A 20239-nucleotide genomic window follows, 5' to 3' on the forward strand; every position below is an offset into this window, starting at 1 on the left:
TTTACTGAACCAGCAGGTTACAGCCTCTGATGTCTGCATTGTCAAAACGGCCAAGTACTTCAAAGGAACCGCCGGGCAATAACCGGCCCAGGTCCTGGGTAGCGATGAACGAGCAGGAGTTAATGTTGGCAAGATCAATAATGTTGATGCCTCCTGTCTGATTAGAATTGAGGAGTGTTAGGGGATCGTTCGTGTCCCTTAACACAATCTTCATCCAGTTTGGACAATCAAATACACCTTCTCCCGAAGAATAAGCTTGTGAAAGCAGTTCAGTCATTCCGTATTCACTGTGGATGGCAGTTACACCAAATCCGCTTTTTAATATTTCGTGCAGTTCTTCTCTGACCATTTCTTTCCTCTTTCCTTTCATACCGCCTGTTTCCATCACGATTAATTCGGGGAAGTCCAGTTGGTGGCTTTCAAGAAAGTCAAGCAGGGCATAAGTAACACCAATTAATAGTGTTGGCTGACCTGCCTTTTTTAAAGCGGTTAATTTTTGGAAAAGCTCTTCGTGGTTATGTAAGAAATAACCGCTATCGGGATGTTTGCTTTGATTCAGTAATGCGTCGATCATATAGATCAGCGAAGAGCCGTCTCTTTCCAGATAGGAAGGAAGTAAAGCCAGCAGACAAGTCTCTGCTATAGGGCCATAGAATTGCTCAAATGCTTTGTTAAAACTTTCTTCGTATACACTCAGGTCGGTCACTATATGTTTACTTTGCACCATTCCGGTAGTTCCGGAGCTGCTGAAAATGATTTCCTCCGGATCAGTATTACTGACTACCCGGTGACTTTTAAAAAAGCTGATCGGCAGATAAGGGATATCGGCAACCCTGGTGATCTGGTCTGGTTTAATATTCAGGTGAGTGATAAACTGACGATAAGGTTCACAAAACTCCGCCTGGTGTTTGAAGACAGCCAGGGCAGTTTCATTAAACTGCTGTTCATCGCGGATAGAAAATAGTTGAGGAATTAAAGCTTTCACGCCGCAAAAATACACAAAGAGTTAGACAAATGTTATGCCGTTGTTTTTTTAACCAGTACTGCTTTTCTGAACTGGTAACCACAGTAGCCGCTTACCGCAGCCACAAAACCGCCCAGTAATGCTGAAACCAGCAGGACTAACCACCAGGCATGCAGACCAAACATCTCTGCGACACGCGAAACCAGCAGGTTATTGTTTGGCAGGCTCTGGTATAAAGCGACACCTGTCCATAACAGCGCAATTGCAAAGAATGGTTGCCATAAGGATAGTTTTGCTGTTTTACCGATTAACCCGCAGGTCGCAAAACAAAGGATTACGATGATCCACCAGGGTAAGATCATTTGTAATAAAAAAGAGGCGATAAGTATAACGAGAAAGACCATGTGCTATTTTTTAGAGATTTTTAAACGTGAAAGAACTTTACCCCGGGTATCCTCCGCAGATTGCATCAGGTAGAGATCATATAATTTGCCATCTGCCCAGGTACCCAGCATATCATCATAGAAAAAGCTGCCCGGATTACCTGATTGTCCGCCTGGATATACACCGTGACCTTTTGGCGTTTTTCCAAGCTCAACGACCATCCTCCAAGATGGGCCATTTTTTTCACCCAAAGCATTAATGGTGCTTTTCGCTCCTCCGATCAGCAATGTTTCTGAGCCCATTCCCGGTATATTAGCTAAGTGAGGTACATGTGTTTGTTTCACATTTGCCCATTGCCATCTTTTCCCGATCGGCCCGTATTTTCTTTCCAGACTATCGCAGGTATATTTGAAAGCTTCGTTAACGAGGTCATTCAGGGTTTCTTTTTGTGGCGTATTCACATTATCAAACCATTTTGAACCTGGGTCTTTTAAAATCAATTCTACAGTCCGGTCTTTGGAAGGGTATCGCATAGGTACCGAGGCAATCGTAAATTCATCATCCCAGATGTCAATAAATAAACGTTTAGTCCACAGATCGAAAATACTGCCGCCAATTGCTTTGGCTGTAAAGAACTTGTCCCATTTGCTGGTGATTTCCAGTGCTTCTTTTTGTGTCGCGTTGAGCTTTGCCGGGTCAATTTTTGAAATGAGTGCGGGCAGCAGGTCCTGCGCCAGTATACTATAACTATCGCTTTGCATAATCCGGATGCTATCGGCGGTTGCTTTTGTCATTGCTTTAAGCCTGTCATTAATTCTTTTACCACGTTCATAAGAGCCAAATTCCCAATTGATATAATAAGGGTAGGATGGGTCTGTAGAGGACTGATTTGCTGAGCTGACGAAGTTTCTTTCCGGGTTTTTAACGGTTGGATTCTCTGCATAGGGGATCCATCCCTGCCAGTCATTTTTTGGATCAGAGCCATCGAGTATAAATTTGCCCTGATCTTTCCATTTCAACGGGAATTTTCCATTGGCTGTAATGGCGATATCATTTGCTGATGAAGCAAAAATAAAGTTCTGTGCAGGTGCTGTATAATAGGTGAGTGCTTTCCGGTAGTCGTTGTAGTTTTTGCCTCTGTTCAATAAATAGAAAGTCATCAGCTCGTTTGATTTATCATGCGCAATCCAGCGCAGTGCATTACCAGTAGGCACATTGTCGGCCATGCTGAGTTTTTCTGGTTTCTGGAAATAGACAACAGGGCCATGGTGGGTGTAAAAGACGGTATCTATTTCATTTTTAGCGCCTCTGATTTTTATTGTTTCCAGCCTTACGGTAGTATTTTTCCAGGCATTGTTGTATTTGTATTGCTTGTGCGTCTGGTCTTTAAATTTGATCTGGTAGAAATCCAGTACATCTGCTGCAACATTGGTTACGCCCCATGCAATGTCTTTATTGAAACCAATCGTGATACCCGGTGCACCAGGGAGTGAAACGCCATAGGCATTAAGTCCGGGTGCATTTAGCTGGATCTGATACCAGATAGAAGGTAATGTTAAATTCAGGTGCGGGTCATTGGCCAGGATCGGATATCCTGAAGCTGTTTTAGCACCAGAAAGTGCCCAGTTATTACTCCCGATCCCATCTTCCAATACTTTGGTTTTTACTTTACCGGTGGTCATTTCAGTGAAACCGGCAGGTGTTTTTGGAACTTGCAGGGGTTTGAAATCCCACTTTGTTCCTACAGGGATAATCGGATCTTCACGGAAGGGATAATCAGGGAATAAATCGGCTGTTACTTCAGGGCCGTATTTTTTCAGGATGTTGCTCATGTAAAATTCATCTGAACCCATAGCCAGCACTGCTGACATCTGTTTGAGCAGCAAGGCACATTTAAGTGGTGTCCAGTCTTCGGGGGTAAAATCCAGTATTTTATATTCTAAAGGAAGCTGCGCACTGGAAAGCGAATGGATATAGTCATTGATCCCGGCGGTATAAGCTTCAATCATGGCTTTTGATTTAGGGTCTTCCATCATTCCTTTTAAAGAGTTTTCAGCGCCGTAAACCATGCCCATGCGGCGTTGATATCTATCTACTTCAATAGCTTTGGCCCCTACAACTTCAGATAGTCTTCCAGCTGCAAAACGGGTCTGGAAATCCATTTGCCATAAACGGTTCATGGCCGTAATGTATCCTTGTGTGTAATAAACATCGTGGTCATTTTTGGCGAAAATATGAGGGATCATACGGTCATCAAAAACTACCTCTACCGTCTCTTGTGTCCCTTTTAGACTGATTGTGCTTTTTTTGGCAACACTCATTTTTTCTGCGTTCTGCCAGAAACCGGTAAAGGGGTTAAGGAATTTTAAAAGCGGGGGAACGGAACCAAATTTGGTATTGAGCACAAAGGCCAGCAGTATAGGTATAATGACGCAAATGAATGCTTTAAATTTGTTCTTCATATTCGATTGAATTACCGGTTAAAGAATTTGGTATCCCAGGGCAATTTAATATAAAACTGTATTGATTGCTAATCTTAATCATATTTGTGATTTTGGGCTGAAGATGGGTACTGATTTGTTCAACAAAATGCTAAATAGATTCAGCAAACGGTATTTTGATCTTACCTGTTGAAATTTCTGTTTGAATTATATCTGAAAAATCTTGTGTTTTGGCATAATAATTAACACTTTAGCTAGGTCAATCAGACATTTTATACATACAAATAGATTACGGAAACCTTTTTATGGAAGAATTCGAAGAGCAAGGAAACGAAATAACGGACAACGAAAATATCAAGGAAATAGTTGAATCCACTATTCAACATTTAAACAATCCGGTATTAGCTTTAAAACCGATAGTTAAGAAATATCTTACGCAAGTTCGGGAAGTCCGTCAGGATGGGAATAAATTTTTCTTCTCAGACGGAGAAGCCAGCGTAGAGGTGAGAGTAGTAAGTAATGAAATTATACGTGTCAGACTTGCGCCTCACAGTGTTTTTCTGGAGGATTTCTCTTATGCTGTTCCGGTGGTGGATCAGAAAGTAAGTACTTTCAATTTCGATGAGGAAGAGGATTATTATGCGATAGCAACCAATACAGTGACCTGTAAAATCAGAAAAGAGGATTTTCATATTTCATTTACGGAGAACTTGTCCCAGATTGTAATGAGTGAGGATGCCTCTCCAATGCACTGGGAAGAGAATGCGGACTTTGGTGGTTATTATGTTTTTGCTACTAAAAAATGTTTTCCGGAAGAGAACTTTTTCGGCCTTGGTGATAAATCAGGAAATATGAACCTGCGTGGCCGTCATTTTCAAAACTGGAATACGGATGCTTATTCTTTTGGATGGGATCAGGATCCTTTATACAGAACAATCCCGTTTTATACAGGAGTTCATCAAAAGTCTGCCTACGGTATTTTCTTTGACAATACTTTCCGCTCTTATTTTGACTTCGGTAAAGAAGACAATGATAAGACCAGTTTCTGGTCGGATGGTGGTGAATTGCAATATTATTATATTCACGGTCCACATATGATGGATGTGATTAAACGTTACCAGACTTTAACCGGAACACATCCTATGCCTCCTAAATGGGCGTTGGGGTATCATCAGTGCCGCTGGAGTTATTATCCGGAAACCAAGGTAAAAGAAATTGCAGATGGGTTCCGTTCCAGAGATATCCCTTGTGATGCGATTTACTTCGATATCGATTATATGGATGGCTACCGCTGTTTTACCTGGAATAAAAAGCACTTTCCTGATCCAAGAAAAATGATCAAGGAATTAGCAGACGATGGATTTAAAACCGTTGTAATGATTGATCCGGGAATAAAAGTAGATGATAATTACTGGGTCTTTAAAGAAGGAAAAGAGAACAATTATTTCTGTAGAAGAAGTGATGACTATTTTATGGAAGGCCATGTGTGGCCAGGCAGATGCCAGTTCCCTGATTTCACGAACCCAACGGTAAGAGAGTGGTGGGGTGGGTTATATAAAGAGCTCGTAGATATGGGTGTTGCAGGTGTATGGAATGATATGAATGAGCCGGCAGTATTTGGTGCAGGGACTTTTCCAAATGATGTACGTCATAATTACGATGGGCACAGAGGGTCGCACCGGAAGGCACATAATGTTTACGGGATGCAAATGGTACGTTCAACTTATGACGGCTTAAAAAAGCTGATGCGTAATAAGCGTCCTTTTACGATTACCCGTGCAGGATATGCTGGTATGCAGCGTTATGGTTGTGTATGGACTGGTGATAATGTAGCGAGTTGGGAACATTTAAAAATAGGAAATATACAGTGTCAGCGGATGTCGGTTTCAGGAGTCCCTTTTTGTGGAACTGATATCGGAGGGTTTAGTGGTGAACCGGATGGAGAGTTATTTACCCGCTGGATTCAGCTGGGAACATTTTCTCCTTTTATGCGGGCACACTCTGCGGGTGATACAGCCGAAAGAGAGCCGTGGAGTTTTGGAGAGCCTTATACCGCGATCAACCGTAAATTTATTGAATTGAGATACCGTTTAATGCCTTATTTTTATTCTGTATTCTGGGAGCATCACCGTTATGGTTTTCCAATCCTGAGACCTCTGGTGATGTTGGAGCAGGAAAATGTGAGCAATCATTTCAGACAGGATGAATTTGCCTATGGAGATAAAATCCTGGTTTGCCCGATTTTGGAGCAGGGGGCTGTTTCAAGGACTGTTTATTTGCCAAAAGGACAGTGGTATAACATCTGGACACATGAATTACTTGCCGGAGAAAATGAGCATTTAGTAGATGCACCATTAGAGAGCATGCCTATTTTCATTAAAGCGGGTGCTGTTATTCCAGAGTATCCGGTAATGCAGTACGTAGGAGAAAAACATGTGGACGAAGTATTGCTGAATATCTTTTATGCGAACTATGAGGTGAATTCATTCTTCTTTGAAGATCATGGGGACACTTTTGCCTATGAGCAGGATATTTATTCGGAGAAAAAGTTCACGGTTAAAGGAAATGATCGCCGTCTGCTGATCCAGCAGAAGCTGGAGGGTTTATATACACCAAATTATGAAACCTATAATTACAACTTAATTGGCATTCCTTTTGGAGTTAAGAAAGTCATTGTAGACGGATTGGAAATTAAAGACTATTTTACTGACGATAGAAACTGCTTACGTTTTAAAAGCAATAAAAACTTCTCTGTGATACAAATCCAGGGAGAAATATAAGTAACAGGAGCGGGCATTTCCCAGAAGGAAGCATTTTGAACTAAATATAATCCCTTAAAATAATGGCTAAAGCGAATCAGGGTAAACCTGTTAAAGAAAATATTGCCGTATCTGTAGATGCACCTGTCTGGATTTTTAGTTTACTGACAGACTTTGACGTCGCTTTATTTATTTCAGGCAAACATTTTCGTTTGTATGAAAAAATGGGGGCACATCTTTTAAGTGTAAATAATACCAAAGGAACTTATTTTTCAGTATGGGCACCGAATGCCCATGATGTATATGTGACTGGAGATTTTAACCAGTGGAAGGCAACTTCACACCGGTTATATAAACGACTGGATGAATCAGGAATATGGGAAGGTTTTATTCCCGTAGTAGGTAAAGGAGCGGTTTATAAATATTTTATCAAGGGATTTGACGGGAAAGATTATGAAAAGGGCGATCCTTTTGCAACCCGGTGGGAGCATCCTCCGCAAACGGCTTCAGTAGTCTGGGATACGGATTATAGCTGGAAAGATAAAGCCTGGCTAAAGAAACGTCCTGTATTAAATGCACTGGATCAGCCAATGTCTGTTTATGAAGTCCATTTGGGCTCATGGCAACGCGATCCTTCTGAGCCAGACCGGATTTTAACTTACAAAGAAATAGCCAATAGCCTGGTGCCTTATGTGCTGGAAATGGGCTTTACCCATGTCGAGCTGATGCCGATCATGGAATATCCTTATTATCCTTCGTGGGGGTATCAGATCACCGGATATTTTGCAGCGAGTTCCAGGCATGGAACACCACAGGAGCTGATGTATCTGATTGAACAGTTTCACAAAAATGATATTGCCGTAATTCTGGACTGGGTTCCTTCACATTTCCCTGGAGATGCGCATGGGTTGTTTCATTTCGATGGAACACATTTATATGAGCACGCGGATATGCGTAAGGGCTTTCATCCCGACTGGAAATCATATATTTTCAATTATGACAGAAATGAAGTCCGTTCTTTCCTGATTAGTAATGCCATGTACTGGCTGGATCAGTTTCATGCAGATGGTTTACGTGTAGATGCGGTAGCTTCGATGTTATATTTTGATTTCTCCCGGAAAGCTGGAGATGCCGCAACGAATGAATTTGGGGGTTCAGAAAATCTGGGTGCGATCCAGTTTCTAAAAGATCTGAATGAATCTATTTATACAAATTTTAAAGGTGTACATACGATTGCTGAAGAAAGCAGTACTTATCCGGGGGTAACACATCCGGTAGCTGAAGGAGGCCTGGGTTTTGGAATGAAATGGATGATGGGCTGGATGAATGATACGCTGAAGTATTTCAAAACTGATCCGATAGACAGAAAGTATAATCATCATCAGCTGACTTTTAGTATTACCTATGCATTTTCTGAGAAGTTTATGCTGCCATTTTCTCATGATGAGGTGGTGCATGGTAAATCTTCTATGATCTATAAAATGCCGGGTGATGAGTGGAGAAAACATGCAAATCTGCGTCTTTTATATGCTTATATGTTTACCCAGCCTGGTACGAAACTTCTTTTTATGGGGAATGAGTTTGCACAGAACGGAGAATGGAATTTTACCAATTCACTGGACTGGGATTTGTTGCGTTATAAGTCCCATTCAGGGATGCAGACTTATGTGAAGGCACTCAATAAGTTATACCGGACAGAACCCGGACTGCACGATTTTAATTTTTCTGCTGAAGGGTTTGAATGGATCAGCGCTGATGATAGCGATCATTCTATTTATGTGTATACGCGTAAAGGGCATAAAGCAAAAGATACACTGATTATAATTTTAAATATGACCCCTGTTTACAGGCAGAATTATAAAATAGGTTTGCCGTTTAAAGCGTCGTGGAAAGAAATCTTCAATAGTGATGCGACGGAGTATTTTGGTAGTGGTAAACTCAATACGACTGCTTTTTTGCCAGAAGCGGCTTCGGTGAATGGACGGGAGTATTCTGTTTCGATTAATATAGCTCCCTTAGGCGCAATGATACTAAAAACGGTATAACAAATGGAGCGCTGGATAGAAACGGAAAGGTTGATACTCAGAGAATATGTGGAAGCAGACTGGAAGGCCATTCATGAATACGCAAGCCAGGAGGAAATCCTGGTTTACGAAAACTGGGGGCCCAATAGTGTTGCTGATACTAAAGAATTTATACAGAATGCACTGAAATTGAAAGAAGTTGTACCCAGAACCAGCTTTGAATTAGCCATTGTACTGAAAGAAGAAAACAGGCTGATTGGGGGTTGTGGTTTTAGATTTGACAAGCAGGAAGCGCATAAAGGAAATTTAGGTTATATCATTAACCCATCCTATTGGAGAATGGGTTATGCTAAAGAAGCTACAAATGCTTTGATTCAATTTGTAGCTTCCGAATTAAGCGTAAAGACTATTGAGGCAACTTGTGATGTTTTAAACCTCGCCTCTCAGGCAGTGTTAAAGCATTGTGGCTTTTTCAGGATCAGGCTGATTAAGCAACATTTTGAGATGAAAGGAAGAATCAGGGATACTTTCGTTTACGAGAAAAATACTTAGTCCGCTGCTTTCTCCACCATAACATAAAACCTGTAATTGATAATAAACCGGGTAACAGACCTATCAATACATACAATGTTTTAACAGGGATACCACCGAAATTACCTGTGTGCAATGGGAAAAAAGTAAGTTCAGTTTTCTCCCACAGGCTTTTTTTATCTATAGTTTTAAGTGCTGTCTGCTGACCGGTTGCTGCATCAAAAGAAATAGAATTTCCACCCTGAAACAGCGGATTCTGTTCTTTGAGTGTACCGCTGACTTTGAAGTCACTACCGGGCTGCGTAGGTAAATAAACACTTAAGGGGATTAAACCGGGCATTTTCTGATAAGCCTGATTTAACAAATTTTCTAAAGACTGTTTTGCTAAAGTATTAGCAGGACAGGGGATCATTTGTTTCTGCCAGTAGTGCTGGTCAAAAGCAAAAATGTTCATCCAGAATCCGGTGAAAAAGATGATCAGGTTAAAAGCCAGTGACCAGACCCCAACTATCCGGTGTAAACCTGAGGCTATAGTATTCTTGTTTTTCCAGTTAATTCCTACCCTGAAAGTTAATACCTTCCAGATATATTTCCTGTAAACAATCAGACCTGTCAGGATAGAAATCAGCATGGTGATCCCAAATACTGTGGCCATTAAAAGTCCGGGTAAGCCCAGCTGGAAACTCCAGTGAAACTGGATGAGCCAATGCATAAAGCCAGTATTGAAATCTTTCAGGTTCCCCGCTCTTAATACTTTCCCTGTATAAGGGTTTATGCTCACCATTCCCAGATCATAAGTACTGATTTTACCATCATTCTGGTATAACCTGAATTCATAAGCCCGGTCTGGAGCTGCATCCGGATTAAGCCAGGCTATCCCTTTGATATGGGGATGGCTGCGGGTAATTGTCCGGTAAAAACTATCCAGTGGTAAAGGTTTTCCTACAGGTTTTACGGTTAATAACTTTGCATGCACTGCCTGATCTATTTCCTTCAGAAATACCAGGCCAGACCCGCTTATTCCCAGTAAAAGCAGGAATAAGCCGGTAACCAGGCCCAGCCAGCTGTGGATCGAAAAGAGCACAACCCGTGTTAGATTTAGCTTTCTCATTGAATCAGGTAGCTTATACCTAATCGGTAATTTAATGGATCACCTAAGCCACCGGTAACTGTACTTGACCTGCTGCCTGTGAAGTAACGTTTATCGGTTAAATTATAAGCGTTCAGCTGGATGTTGTATTTTCCTTTGCGGTAGTTAAGTGCAGCATCAAAAACTGTGTAAGAAGGGAATACAAAATTCTGATTGGTAATCTGGCCAACCTGATCACTTACATACCGCACACCAGCAGCTATCCCCACTCCTTTAACTGCCCCTTTTGCTATAGTATATTTAAGCCATAAATTGGCGATATGCTTTGGTGCATTGCTAAAGCGGTCACCCTTTTTACCAAAGGTACTTGTACTTAAAATCACGTGATCGTTATAAGCATATCCGGCGATGACATTGAAATTCTGAATAGTACCTGTAGCTGAAAATTCTATCCCGTTACTTCTTGTTCCTTTCAAAGCTTCCTGACGATGAGAATTCTCTTCTGTAGGTGCTGAGGCGAGGATGTTTGCATACCTGATCTGGTAAACAGCTACGCTGGTTGACAGTGCATTGTTAAAGAAATCACCTTTATACCCGATTTCATATTGGGTCGCTCTGCGGGTAGGGAATGGCCCTCCTGATAATACATTGTTAGAAGTCTGCGGGTTAAACGATTTTAAGAAGCTTGCATAAACAGAAATATTAGTGGCTGGTAAGTAGACTAACCCGGTACGCGGGATCAGCCCTGAGGCCTGTAATTCATCTCCCTGTTTATTATCCTTTGCTGAAAGGGGTGTTTCTTTTGCGTTATAGGAATCATAGCGGAGTGATAACAATGCTTTTATCTTTTCACCGATGCTGATCTGATCCTGAACATATACTCCGATAAGGTTTGTGATCCTTTTATTGTCATCCGATTCCTGCGCTTTAACGGACGCTGCGGGTGGGTCCTGATCATATGTCGGGTTAAAGATAGAAATGCGTGTAGCGGGCTTATATTGATAGTCATTTTTAGTCCAGCCGTAGCGGTTATAATCAACTCCTGTAATAATATTATGTTTGAGTGGTCCGGTATTGGTTTGATAAGCTAAATAAGCTGTGGTCTGCAAACTAAAACGACTGGTTTCCCAATCCTGATATCCTCTGCTGATTGAATCATTTCTAATTTTCCCTACTGGAATGTGATCTGTATAATCCAGTTTGCTGTTCACTGCGCGGTGTACGGCTGTCAATTTCAATTTATCGTTAAATTGATGGTTAAAGGTCAGTGTGGCTGATACATTATCTGTTTTTCCGTAATCGGTTGGACTTTGTACGGTCAGGTTATTCGGATAGTAGTTGAAATCAAAGGTTCCATCTGCATTTGTCTTAATATAAGTACCGTTATCGTATTGCTGATTCGTTTTTTGGTGTGCATAATTGATCTCCAGGTTTAAATCAGTACGCGCAGAGAACAGATAGGTAAGCGAAGGTGCGATGAATATGTTTTCTTTATCCTGATAGTCTCTGAAGCTTTTTGATTTATCATACCCGATGATTGCACGGTAAAGTAATTTCTTGTTTTTAGACAATGGCCCGGTTAAATCGGCTGATAGCCTTTTGAAATCCCAGCTGCCTATAGCCAGATCAAATTCATAGCGTTCTTTGGCCTGAGGTTTTTTAGTCACGAAATTAACGACCCCACCTGGCGAGCCTTCACTAAATAATGCTCCTGATGGCCCGCGTAGTAGTTCTACATTTTCAATGTTATATAATAAGGGTTGCTGACTCCATAGATATAAATTTCCCCGGATCCCGTTGTATAAAAGGAAACTGGCATCGGTAGGAGAGTAAGCTGTAAAACCACGGATACTAAAAGAACCGCTGCCATTGTTGGCTTTCATTCCGGTAAATGAGTTGGAGATTTCGTTCAGGGTAAATGCCTGACGGTCTTTAATCAGTGAATTGGAAACGATTTGTACGGACTGCGGAGTGGTTAATAATGGAATGTCTATCCTGGTGGATGTATTGGATTTTGTAATTTTATAGCGGTTTTTAACTGCGCTGACTGCAACCTCATTCAATTCCTGCCTGCTTTTTGAAAGCTGGAAATTGAGTTTCAGCTTTTTTCCGGGTTCAATGACCAGGTTTTGCCTGGTCGCTGTATAACCTACGTTAGAAACAATTAAGACATAAGTCCCTGCCGGAATGGTCTTGAAGCTGAAATTTCCATTCTCATCAGTTATTGTTTTGAGTCTGGTGTTTTGAAAGACAACGTTTGCGCCGGGAATAGGCTCATTGTCAAAAGAAATGATATTGCCATGTAATGATCCTGAAAGGGACTGGGCAGTAAGTTTGTAGGTCGTGAAAAGTAGAAATATAAAAAAGAAAACCTTGATTTTCATATGCTTTTAATGGTTTTGTTATAGGATCAGCATTTGAGCTGGCCTGTAGCATTGTATATATTCGGACATATAACCGGAAGAAAGCCGGCTATTTTGCTGTTTGAAATGCAGCGCATAGCAACCCGTATCCGGACAACGGAATTAATTCGCGTTATTCAGAGATAAACAGGGTATACCAATAAAGATTAAGAGAAAGTTACCTGTGGTGGTCTGAAGATATCGTTATGAAAAGAGGAAGGTTTGAAATGGAGATAAAACCGGTTGAAATTATCCTTTTGTGCGGCTGCAAGAAAACCTGTAAACTTAAGTTTGTTCAGTTTGCAGAAAAATAAGATGTTTGTGTTTTCCTGATTCTGATTTCTTTGCTTTTGCTCATTGTCTTCGGCCAGTTTTAACTTTCTAGCTAAAATACACCTGCCGTTACAATGCATTTCAGGCCTGTTTTTATTCTCGCAAAGCACAGTTGAAATATAGCGCTCATTCATTTTAAAAGATAGCGTGACCCACAATTTATTAAAGGATTGTGAGGCAATGATAACGAGTAATAAAATGCAGACTGATCTTCTCAATGACTATGCTTTTTTAATATCCCGCAAATGTAGCCATATTAAAGCGGTTGAGCAATTTCAGGTATGATGTTGTCCGCTTCGGGACTGAAATGTTTTATCAGATTGGGCTAAAGATGCACCTTTGCCTAAAATAAATGAGAGACCTGTTTTTTATCCTGACTATATTTGCTCCAATGAAAACGACGCTGCCCACGAAAAATATACTAAAAGTAAGCTGTTGTATTTCTTTGGTTATCTGCGTGTTTTCCTTTAGTTCTGCTTTTATGGAGGGGGAGGCTGTTCAGGGGGCACTATACCGGTCATTGATCTCTTTTTTTCTGCTGATGCTGATTAGTATCGTGAATACTTGTTTGCTGCTGATTTTCAGGAAAGAGAATGATACGACCGGGCGCAATTGTTCGGTGTGGTTTTACATTTCAAGTTTCCTGATCAGTACGCTGGTGATGTGGACGGTGTATAATCTTCAAAATTACCTGGTTCAACAAGGAATCTCAGCAAAAATGATTGTGGTGAGAGTTAAAGGGGATATCATCTATCTTTATATCTTACTACAGGGATTATTTATCAATAGTATATTACTGCTGCTGCAAAATTTTATTATTATACAGGATGCCAATAATAAGGCACAGCTAGAGAATTCACGTTTAAGTGCGGCAAGCTCGGAAGCAGCCTACCAATTGTTACAGCAGCAGATTCAACCTCATTTTTTATTTAATGCACTCAATATTCTGAAGTCACTGATTAAAAAGAGCCCGGAAAGGGCAGAAGATTACCTGCTGCGGTTGTCGGACTTTTTAAGAGTATCGGTGTCGGGAAATAAACGTGGACTGGCCACGCTGAATGAAGAAATGAAATTAGGGATAGACTATCTGGAAATGCAGAAAGTCCGCTTTGGTGAAGCTTTGCAGTTCTCTTTTGAAATCACAAAATCAGATAGATTCTTACCAGTTTTCTCCTTACAGCCGCTGCTGGAAAATGCGATTAAGCACAATGAGCTTACTGATGAAGATCCTTTGGTTATTGAAATCAGGCAGGAAGGTGATTTTATTATTGTACTTAACAATGTGAAGTTAAGAGCTGTGACTGAACATTCCACAGGAAGTGGTTTAGCGAATCTTGCAGAAAGGTATAAGTTGTTATCAGGTGATGAGATTGATATCAAAGATGATGGTCAATTCTTTTCAGTGCGTTTAAAAATTTTAGAAAATGAAGATCGTAATTATTGAGGATGAAAAATTAACTGCTGAGGATCTTGCGGATGTGATTTTAAAATTACAGCCCGATGCGCAGCTGGTCGCTTTTCTGAAGTCTGTTAAAGAAGCTGTAGCTTATTTTCAAAATGCACCTGCACCGGACCTGATTTTTAGTGATATTCAGTTAGGAGATGGGGTGAGCTTTGATATTTTTAAAGCTGTAAATATCACTGCGCCTATAATTTTTTGTACTGCTTATGATGAATATGCTTTAAACGCTTTCAAAACAAATGGTATTGACTACATTTTAAAGCCTTTCACAGAAGTATCCATTGCTCAGGCTTTGAATAAATACCACGCTTTACGCAGAGGTTTTTCTGAACAGCGTGTATCTTATGATGCGCTTTTTGATCTTTTTGTGAACAAGATGCCACAAAAGACTTCTTCCATATTAGTCACTTATAAAGACAAGATTATACCCATTAAAACTGATCACATTGCTTTGTTTTATATCGCAAATGAAGAAACCAGGCTGTTGACATTTGATCAGCAGGGTTATATGCTGAATAAGAAGCTGGAAGAGCTGGAGAAATTGTCTGGTGATGATTTTTTCAGAGTCAACCGTCAATACCTGGTGAACAGAAAAGCGGTCAAAGATGCGGCCCATTTTTTCTCCCGTAAGCTGGTGATCAACCTTTCGGTTTCCTTCAAGGAGACGATCACGATCAGCAAAGAAAAGACTCCTCAGTTTCTGGATTGGCTGGCTAGAAAATAGTGACATGTTTACCGGTTATTTTTGACTGTTCACCGCCATTTTTGTGCGCTTCGGCCTGAAATGCCTTTGGATAGTTGATTTGTTACCTCATCTTTAGCTTAGCAGTTTCTACCAGACCACGGCAAATTATTTGTCAGTAATGTCTGAATCTTGAACTATTTAACTATAAGTGATGAATGTAATTATATTTAAAACATCAGTCCAGGACAAAGATGATCTGGATTGTTTAAGGCCAGCACTCAATGCCTTTTTAGGTGAAAAGAACTGGACATTCGATTTAGAAGATGTGGATAAAATTCTGAGAGTAGTGAGCCCGGTGATTTGTACAATAGCAGTAGAACAATTGCTGTTGGAAAAAGGATTTTTATGTATAGAAATGCCTTATTCTCTGGATGAGTTTAATACTTAAAACCAGAAAGGGATCTTCCTTGCGGAAAATCCCTGTTCTAACTACCTATGAATCTGTGTAAACAGATATTATTTTAAGTTTCCGTAGTACTCTACGAATTTAGCTAATGCTGAAGAATAGCCCCATTCGTTATCATACCATGAAACAACTTTCACGAAGTTATCATTCAATGCAATACCTGCGTTTGCATCAAAGATAGAAGCGTGGTCATCACCGATAAAGTCAGAAGAAACTACTTCATCCTCAGTGTAACCTAACACACCTTTTAATTCACCTTCAGAAGCTGCTTTCATCGCATCTTTAATCTGTTGGTAAGTAGCTGGTCTTTCTAAACGTACAGTTAAATCTACTACTGATACATCAGCAACCGGAACACGGAAAGCCATACCAGTCAATTTACCTTTCAATTCAGGAATAACCTTAGTTACTGCTTTAGCAGCACCTGTAGCAGAAGGAATGATGTTAGAGAAACCACCACGTCCACCTCTCCAGTCTTTCGCAGAAGGACCATCAACAGTTTTCTGTGTAGCAGTAACTGCATGTACAGTACTCATCAAGCCTTCAGCAATACCCCAGTTGTCATTTAACACCTTAGCGATTGGCGCAAGGCAGTTAGTGGTACAAGAAGCATTAGAAACAACAGTTTGATCTGCTGTTAATTTATCATGATTTACACCCATTACGTAAGTAGGGATTGAATCATCTTTAGCCGGAGCAGAAAGAACAACTCTTTTTGCACCTGCGGTAAGGTGTTTCTCTGCATCAGCCTGAGTTAAGAATAACCCTGTAGACTCAATAACAGTTTCAACACCTACTTCATTCCATTTTAAGTTAGCCGGGTCTCTCTCAGCTGTGATACGGATAGTTTTTCCGTTAACGACTAAATGTCCGTCAACTACTTCGATAGTTCCATCAAAACGACCATGCGTAGAATCATACTTCAACATATAGGCCATGTAATCTGGCTCTACAAGATCATTTATTGCAACGATGTCCAGACCTCTTTTTAACGCAGCTCTAAAAACTAATCTGCCGATACGGCCAAAACCGTTTATTCCAATCTTTGTCATTATTATTAATTTGAATAGTAATTAAGTAAATTATATATTGGTTCTTTGGTAATCGTAGTAATTTCAAAACCATTCTTCTTTGCCACAGCGCGCAATCGGTCTTGAAAGTTCCCTGCCACTATCCCTACAAAATGTACTTCTTCACCAGGGTGAAGTTTGATCGTAGGCAACAGGTAAGTATCTATATAACGCTGAAATCCGTTATCTAGTAGCTGCTGAATATATTCATGTTCCCTGTTTTCTATAAAGAAGTCCAGGAAAGAGCTCAGAAACTGCTGAGCCATAGTTTTCTTGTATACTTTATCCAGTATTTCTGACCTGTTGAGGTCATACTTTTTACTGAATTTTTTCATCAGATCGGCTGGCAGCTTCTCCTGAAGGTAATATTTCAGGATCATTTTGCCCAGGTAGGTCGCAGAACCCTCATCACTGAGAATAAAACCCAGGCCGAAGTTATTAGGTTCAGGTTTGGTTCCGTCAAAATAGGCACAGTTAGCACCGCTTCCCAGGATACCGACAACTCCGCTTTTATTGAAACAGGCAGCGATAGCAGCACCGTATAAATCATCCTGAACAGTGATCTTGCTATATTTAAAGAACATCCTTAAAGAAGCCACTAATTCATTCCGGCGGTCTAAGGAAGTTGCTCCGGCAGCAAAAACATGGATCTTTTTAATCTGTTCTGCATTGTTGATTAAAATAGATTTTTTATTCAACTGCTGCAATAACGACTTCTGATCTACAAAAAACGGGTTTATACCAGGCATACTGCATTCTGCAATGGTTTTGCCGTCTTTAGCTATTTTCCACAGGGCAGTTTTTGAGCCGCTATATACTACCGCTATCATGTTAAATTGATAAAACTTTAGTCATTTCCAAAAGATCACTTTCTAATTTAAAACTATGCTCTGTCAACGCTTCGTCTAAGCTGGTTAACCGGATATCATTGCCACGTAAGCCTACCATCTGCTGTGTACTGCCTTTCAGCAATTCATTTACAGCGGCATAACCTAAACGGCTCCCTAAAATCCTGTCAAAACTGCTCGGGCTTCCGCCACGTTGCAAGTGTCCTAATATAGTGACCTTTGTGTCATAATGATTGAACTTTTCTTTAACATGTTTCGCAATGTCATATGCGCCACCTTGTTTATGCCCTTCGGACACAATTACAATGCTGGACGATTTTTTTGTTGCTGCTCCGATTTCCAATTGTTTAATCAGTTCATCAAGACTTGTTGCTTTCTCAGGCAGCAAGACAGCTTCAGCTCCACAGGCAATAGCACTCCTTAAAGCGATACAACCCGAATCCCGGCCCATTACTTCTACAAAAAATAAACGGTCATGCGAATCCGCAGTATCCCTGATCTTATCTATGGCTTCAATAACTGTGTTAATCGCAGTATCATAGCCTAAAGTAAAATCGGAACCGTATAAATCATTGTCGATCGTACCAGGAATGGCAATTACATTGATATGATGTCTTTGTGCAAAACGACGGGCCCCGGTAAAAGTACCATCTCCGCCAATCACAACAAGGGCATCTATTTGGTGCAATTTCAGGTTTTCATAAGCAAGGTCCATTCCTTCATCGGTTTTAAACTCTAAACAGCGTGCTGTTTTAAGTACTGTTCCGCCTAAATGGATGATATTGCTCACTGAACGGGCGTCCATAGGAATAATATTGTTAGTTATTAATCCTTGATAACCTTGCAAAACTCCAAACATATTTATACCATTGTAAATACCGGTACGTACTACTGCTCTGATGCATGCGTTCATTCCGGGAGCGTCACCCCCAGATGTCAATACAGCGATATTTTTGATATTTGGTTTCATCTGTTTATATTACGAATATACCGTGTAGATATTACACTAAGTAATTTATTTTGATTTATTTTATGTAAATCGCAAACAAGTATATTAATTTGCTTTAGTTTTTAAAAATTTAATGTTTTGAAAGAAGTCTTACCACAGCTTAATTCCACCTTCTCAATTGATTGTGTTTTGTTCGGATTTGATGAAGGAGAATTAAAAGTTCTGCTGATTGAAAGGAATGAAGAACCTTTTAAAGATTGGTGGGCCCTTCCGGGGTATCTTGTCAATGAGAACGAAAGTCTGGATCAGTCCGCGGCCCGTATCTTGCACGAACTCACGGGGATAGAGAATGTCTACATGGAACAGTTTTATACTTTTGGTGATGTAGGCCGTCACCCTCAGGGAAGAATTATATCCGTAGCTTATTATGCAATGTTGCGATTGGGAGGGGATAAAGCTCTTAAGCCAATCAGTAATTATGCGAAGCAAGCGCACTGGATTAATGTCAAGGATTTACCTCCACTGGCATTTGACCATCAAAAAATATTTGATCAGGGACTTGAAAAAATAAAAAGAAGGATCAAGCATCAGCCAATTGCTTTTGAATTACTTCCGGAGAAATTCACTTTGACACAGTTACAAAATGTGTATGAAGTGATCCTGGGCAAGAAACTGGATAAAAGGAATTTCAGGAAAAAGATGCTCAGTTTTAATGTTTTGAAGGATCTGAATGAAAAGCAAAAAGGAGTTTCGTTCCGTGCGGCGACCTTGTACCGTTTTGATAAAAGAAAATATGGAAAGTTATTTGGAAAAGAAATCTCCTTTTAAATTTCTCTCTGTCCTGTTTTAACATAAAAAAATCCCGGTTATTGATAACCGGGATTTTTAATATTGTTTGTTTTTTTTCTATTTGAGACTTCTGGCTGGTTGCATATGGTAATCAACAAGATCATCTATAGGAGAACGGATAATTTTTCCTACGCCCATTTCGTACCTGTCTGCAACAATACTTAAAATATCTCTGAAGCTATAACCTACAGAACCTACACAGTTCAGGCTATATTCTTTATAGTTAGGGTAGTGAATAACCAGATTTTCAAAAAATGCTGTAAAAGCATATTCAACTGTAGAGAATGCATAATCCTCGTAGTTATCTTTGAAATCATACAAGAATTTACTAAATCCTGCACAAAAACGGTTTGGAAGAGGTTTGTTGTAAATATGATCAAAAATATCTTCGTTCGTTAAAGCGAAGTTATCATAAAAACTCTCTCTCAGGCCTTTAGGCATGTAACCTTTCATGTAATCACCAAGGATACGTTTACCAATATAGCAACCGCTGCCTTCATCTCCTAAGAAATATCCCAGAGAGTCAATGTTTAAAGAGATATCACTTCCGTCATAAAGACATGAGTTTGTACCTGTACCTAAGATTGCGGCAAAACCTGGTTCATCACCCAGTAATGCTCTGCAAGAAGCCAGTAAATCATGGCCAATAAAGATGATTGCATTAGGGAAAACCTGTCCCATAGCATCCGCTACAATTTTTTTATTCGCGTCAGTTGAACAACCTGCGCCATAATAATATACTTCTGTTAGCTTATCTGCCTCTAAATGATCTGGTAAAGATTTTTTTAAAGATTCAACGATATAATCTGTACGGGAAAAATACGGATTGTAACCTTCGGTATTAAAATGAATTTTTCTACCAGCTTCATTAATTAAGCACCAATTGGTTTTGGTTGAACCACCATCTGCAATAACTATCATCTTAATTTGTTTTTTTTGGGGTAAAAGTAAATATTCCTGACACTTCAAACATGTTTTTTTC

Annotated in this window: 17 protein-coding genes; 7 read left to right on the forward strand and 10 right to left on the reverse strand. The window is 40.1% G+C overall.

What is annotated here, in order from left to right:
• Position 1: 1 nt before the first annotated feature.
• The 3 genes from HDE70_RS14000 to HDE70_RS14010 are packed head-to-tail and all read right to left on the reverse strand — an operon-like array spanning position 2 to position 3810.
• A complete protein-coding gene (locus HDE70_RS14000; RefSeq protein ID WP_183891018.1) occupies positions 2-985 on the reverse strand; it encodes an acyl transferase in 984 nt (327 codons plus the stop codon).
• A 32-nt stretch (positions 986-1017) separates the two neighbouring features.
• Positions 1018-1368, reverse strand: coding sequence for a hypothetical protein (locus HDE70_RS14005; RefSeq protein ID WP_183869536.1), 351 nt, complete (start codon positions 1366-1368; stop codon positions 1018-1020).
• A 3-nt stretch (positions 1369-1371) separates the two neighbouring features.
• Positions 1372-3810 carry a penicillin acylase family protein gene (locus HDE70_RS14010; RefSeq protein ID WP_183891019.1) on the reverse strand — a complete coding sequence of 813 codons (2439 nt, stop codon included), beginning with the start codon at positions 3808-3810 and terminating at the stop codon, positions 1372-1374.
• Positions 3811-4094: 284 nt separating this feature from the next.
• Here HDE70_RS14010 and HDE70_RS14015 point away from each other — a divergent pair, with 284 nt between their 5' ends.
• The 3 genes from HDE70_RS14015 (at position 4095) to HDE70_RS14025 (ending at position 9124) form a co-directional block, all read left to right on the forward strand.
• Positions 4095-6569: a glycoside hydrolase family 31 protein gene (locus tag HDE70_RS14015; protein ID WP_183891020.1), complete on the forward strand. Its 2475-nt coding sequence runs from the start codon at positions 4095-4097 to the stop codon at positions 6567-6569.
• Positions 6570-6631: 62 nt separating this feature from the next.
• Positions 6632-8593 carry a 1,4-alpha-glucan branching protein GlgB gene (glgB, locus tag HDE70_RS14020; protein WP_183891021.1) on the forward strand — a complete coding sequence of 654 codons (1962 nt, stop codon included), beginning with the start codon at positions 6632-6634 and terminating at the stop codon, positions 8591-8593.
• Between the two features lie 3 nt (positions 8594-8596).
• Entirely contained in the window at positions 8597-9124 is a 528-nt protein-coding gene (locus tag HDE70_RS14025; protein ID WP_183891022.1) for a GNAT family N-acetyltransferase, read from the forward strand.
• Here HDE70_RS14025 and HDE70_RS14030 read toward each other — a convergent pair.
• The 3 genes from HDE70_RS14030 to HDE70_RS14040 form a co-directional block, all read right to left on the reverse strand.
• Positions 9090-10214 carry a PepSY-associated TM helix domain-containing protein gene (locus HDE70_RS14030; protein WP_183891023.1) on the reverse strand — a complete coding sequence of 375 codons (1125 nt, stop codon included), beginning with the start codon at positions 10212-10214 and terminating at the stop codon, positions 9090-9092. The genes HDE70_RS14025 and HDE70_RS14030 overlap by 35 nt on opposite strands.
• The gene (locus tag HDE70_RS14035; RefSeq protein WP_183891024.1) at positions 10211-12577 is read right to left on the reverse strand and encodes a TonB-dependent receptor; all 2367 of its coding nucleotides are present in this window, start codon (positions 12575-12577) and stop codon (positions 10211-10213) included. Before HDE70_RS14035 ends, HDE70_RS14030 begins: the two co-directional genes overlap by 4 nt.
• 185 nt (positions 12578-12762) lie before the next feature.
• Positions 12763-13146, reverse strand: a complete 384-nt coding sequence (locus HDE70_RS14040) for a hypothetical protein (protein WP_183869529.1) — start codon at positions 13144-13146, stop codon at positions 12763-12765.
• A 134-nt stretch (positions 13147-13280) separates the two neighbouring features.
• On the opposite strand from HDE70_RS14040, the gene HDE70_RS14045 reads away from it, so the two are divergent.
• The 3 genes from HDE70_RS14045 to HDE70_RS14055 all read left to right on the forward strand — a co-directional run bounded on the left by HDE70_RS14045 (position 13281) and on the right by HDE70_RS14055 (position 15523).
• A complete protein-coding gene (locus HDE70_RS14045; protein ID WP_183869528.1) occupies positions 13281-14372 on the forward strand; it encodes a sensor histidine kinase in 1092 nt (363 codons plus the stop codon).
• Positions 14353-15114 carry a LytR/AlgR family response regulator transcription factor gene (locus HDE70_RS14050; protein ID WP_183891025.1) on the forward strand — a complete coding sequence of 254 codons (762 nt, stop codon included), beginning with the start codon at positions 14353-14355 and terminating at the stop codon, positions 15112-15114. Before HDE70_RS14045 ends, HDE70_RS14050 begins: the two co-directional genes overlap by 20 nt.
• Positions 15115-15286: 172 nt before the next feature.
• Entirely contained in the window at positions 15287-15523 is a 237-nt protein-coding gene (locus HDE70_RS14055) for a hypothetical protein (RefSeq protein ID WP_183869526.1), read from the forward strand.
• Positions 15524-15591: 68 nt separating this feature from the next.
• On the opposite strand, the gene gap is transcribed toward HDE70_RS14055, so the two are convergent.
• The 3 genes from gap to pfkA are packed head-to-tail and all read right to left on the reverse strand — an operon-like array spanning position 15592 to position 18429.
• Entirely contained in the window at positions 15592-16593 is a 1002-nt protein-coding gene (gene gap / locus HDE70_RS14060; RefSeq protein ID WP_068395060.1) for a type I glyceraldehyde-3-phosphate dehydrogenase, read from the reverse strand.
• Positions 16594-16598: 5 nt separating this feature from the next.
• Positions 16599-17441, reverse strand: coding sequence for a hypothetical protein (locus tag HDE70_RS14065; RefSeq protein ID WP_183869525.1), 843 nt, complete (start codon positions 17439-17441; stop codon positions 16599-16601).
• A 1-nt stretch (position 17442) separates the two neighbouring features.
• Entirely contained in the window at positions 17443-18429 is a 987-nt protein-coding gene (gene pfkA, locus HDE70_RS14070) for a 6-phosphofructokinase (protein ID WP_183869524.1), read from the reverse strand.
• Between the two features lie 117 nt (positions 18430-18546).
• Here pfkA and HDE70_RS14075 point away from each other — a divergent pair, with 117 nt between their 5' ends.
• A complete protein-coding gene (locus HDE70_RS14075; protein ID WP_068395066.1) occupies positions 18547-19236 on the forward strand; it encodes an NUDIX hydrolase in 690 nt (229 codons plus the stop codon).
• A 78-nt stretch (positions 19237-19314) separates the two neighbouring features.
• Here the strand turns inward: HDE70_RS14075 and HDE70_RS14080 are convergent, their stop codons facing one another.
• Positions 19315-20178: an N-acetylglucosamine kinase gene (locus tag HDE70_RS14080; protein WP_183869523.1), complete on the reverse strand. Its 864-nt coding sequence runs from the start codon at positions 20176-20178 to the stop codon at positions 19315-19317.
• Between the last annotated feature and the right edge of the window lie 61 nt (positions 20179-20239).

This window comes from Pedobacter cryoconitis (assembly GCF_014200595.1).
Classification (GTDB): Bacteria; Bacteroidota; Bacteroidia; order Sphingobacteriales; family Sphingobacteriaceae; genus Pedobacter; species Pedobacter cryoconitis_C.

Bases quoted from the DNA above. Each gene is read 5' to 3' on its own strand.
- HDE70_RS14005 (WP_183869536.1), bottom strand. From the start codon at position 1,368: ATGGTCTTTCTCGTTATACTTATCGCCTCTTTTTTATTACAAATGATC.
- HDE70_RS14010 (WP_183891019.1), bottom strand. From the start codon at position 3,810: ATGAAGAACAAATTTAAAGCATTCATTTGCGTCATTATACCTATACTG.
- HDE70_RS14015 (WP_183891020.1), top strand. From the start codon at position 4,095: ATGGAAGAATTCGAAGAGCAAGGAAACGAAATAACGGACAACGAAAAT.
- glgB (WP_183891021.1), top strand. From the start codon at position 6,632: ATGGCTAAAGCGAATCAGGGTAAACCTGTTAAAGAAAATATTGCCGTA.
- HDE70_RS14025 (WP_183891022.1), top strand. From the start codon at position 8,597: ATGGAGCGCTGGATAGAAACGGAAAGGTTGATACTCAGAGAATATGTG.
- HDE70_RS14030 (WP_183891023.1), bottom strand. From the start codon at position 10,214: ATGAGAAAGCTAAATCTAACACGGGTTGTGCTCTTTTCGATCCACAGC.
- HDE70_RS14035 (WP_183891024.1), bottom strand. From the start codon at position 12,577: ATGAAAATCAAGGTTTTCTTTTTTATATTTCTACTTTTCACGACCTAC.
- HDE70_RS14045 (WP_183869528.1), top strand. From the start codon at position 13,281: ATGAGAGACCTGTTTTTTATCCTGACTATATTTGCTCCAATGAAAACG.
- HDE70_RS14050 (WP_183891025.1), top strand. From the start codon at position 14,353: ATGAAGATCGTAATTATTGAGGATGAAAAATTAACTGCTGAGGATCTT.
- HDE70_RS14055 (WP_183869526.1), top strand. From the start codon at position 15,287: ATGAATGTAATTATATTTAAAACATCAGTCCAGGACAAAGATGATCTG.
- gap (WP_068395060.1), bottom strand. From the start codon at position 16,593: ATGACAAAGATTGGAATAAACGGTTTTGGCCGTATCGGCAGATTAGTT.
- HDE70_RS14065 (WP_183869525.1), bottom strand. From the start codon at position 17,441: ATGATAGCGGTAGTATATAGCGGCTCAAAAACTGCCCTGTGGAAAATA.
- pfkA (WP_183869524.1), bottom strand. From the start codon at position 18,429: ATGAAACCAAATATCAAAAATATCGCTGTATTGACATCTGGGGGTGAC.
- HDE70_RS14080 (WP_183869523.1), bottom strand. From the start codon at position 20,178: ATGATAGTTATTGCAGATGGTGGTTCAACCAAAACCAATTGGTGCTTA.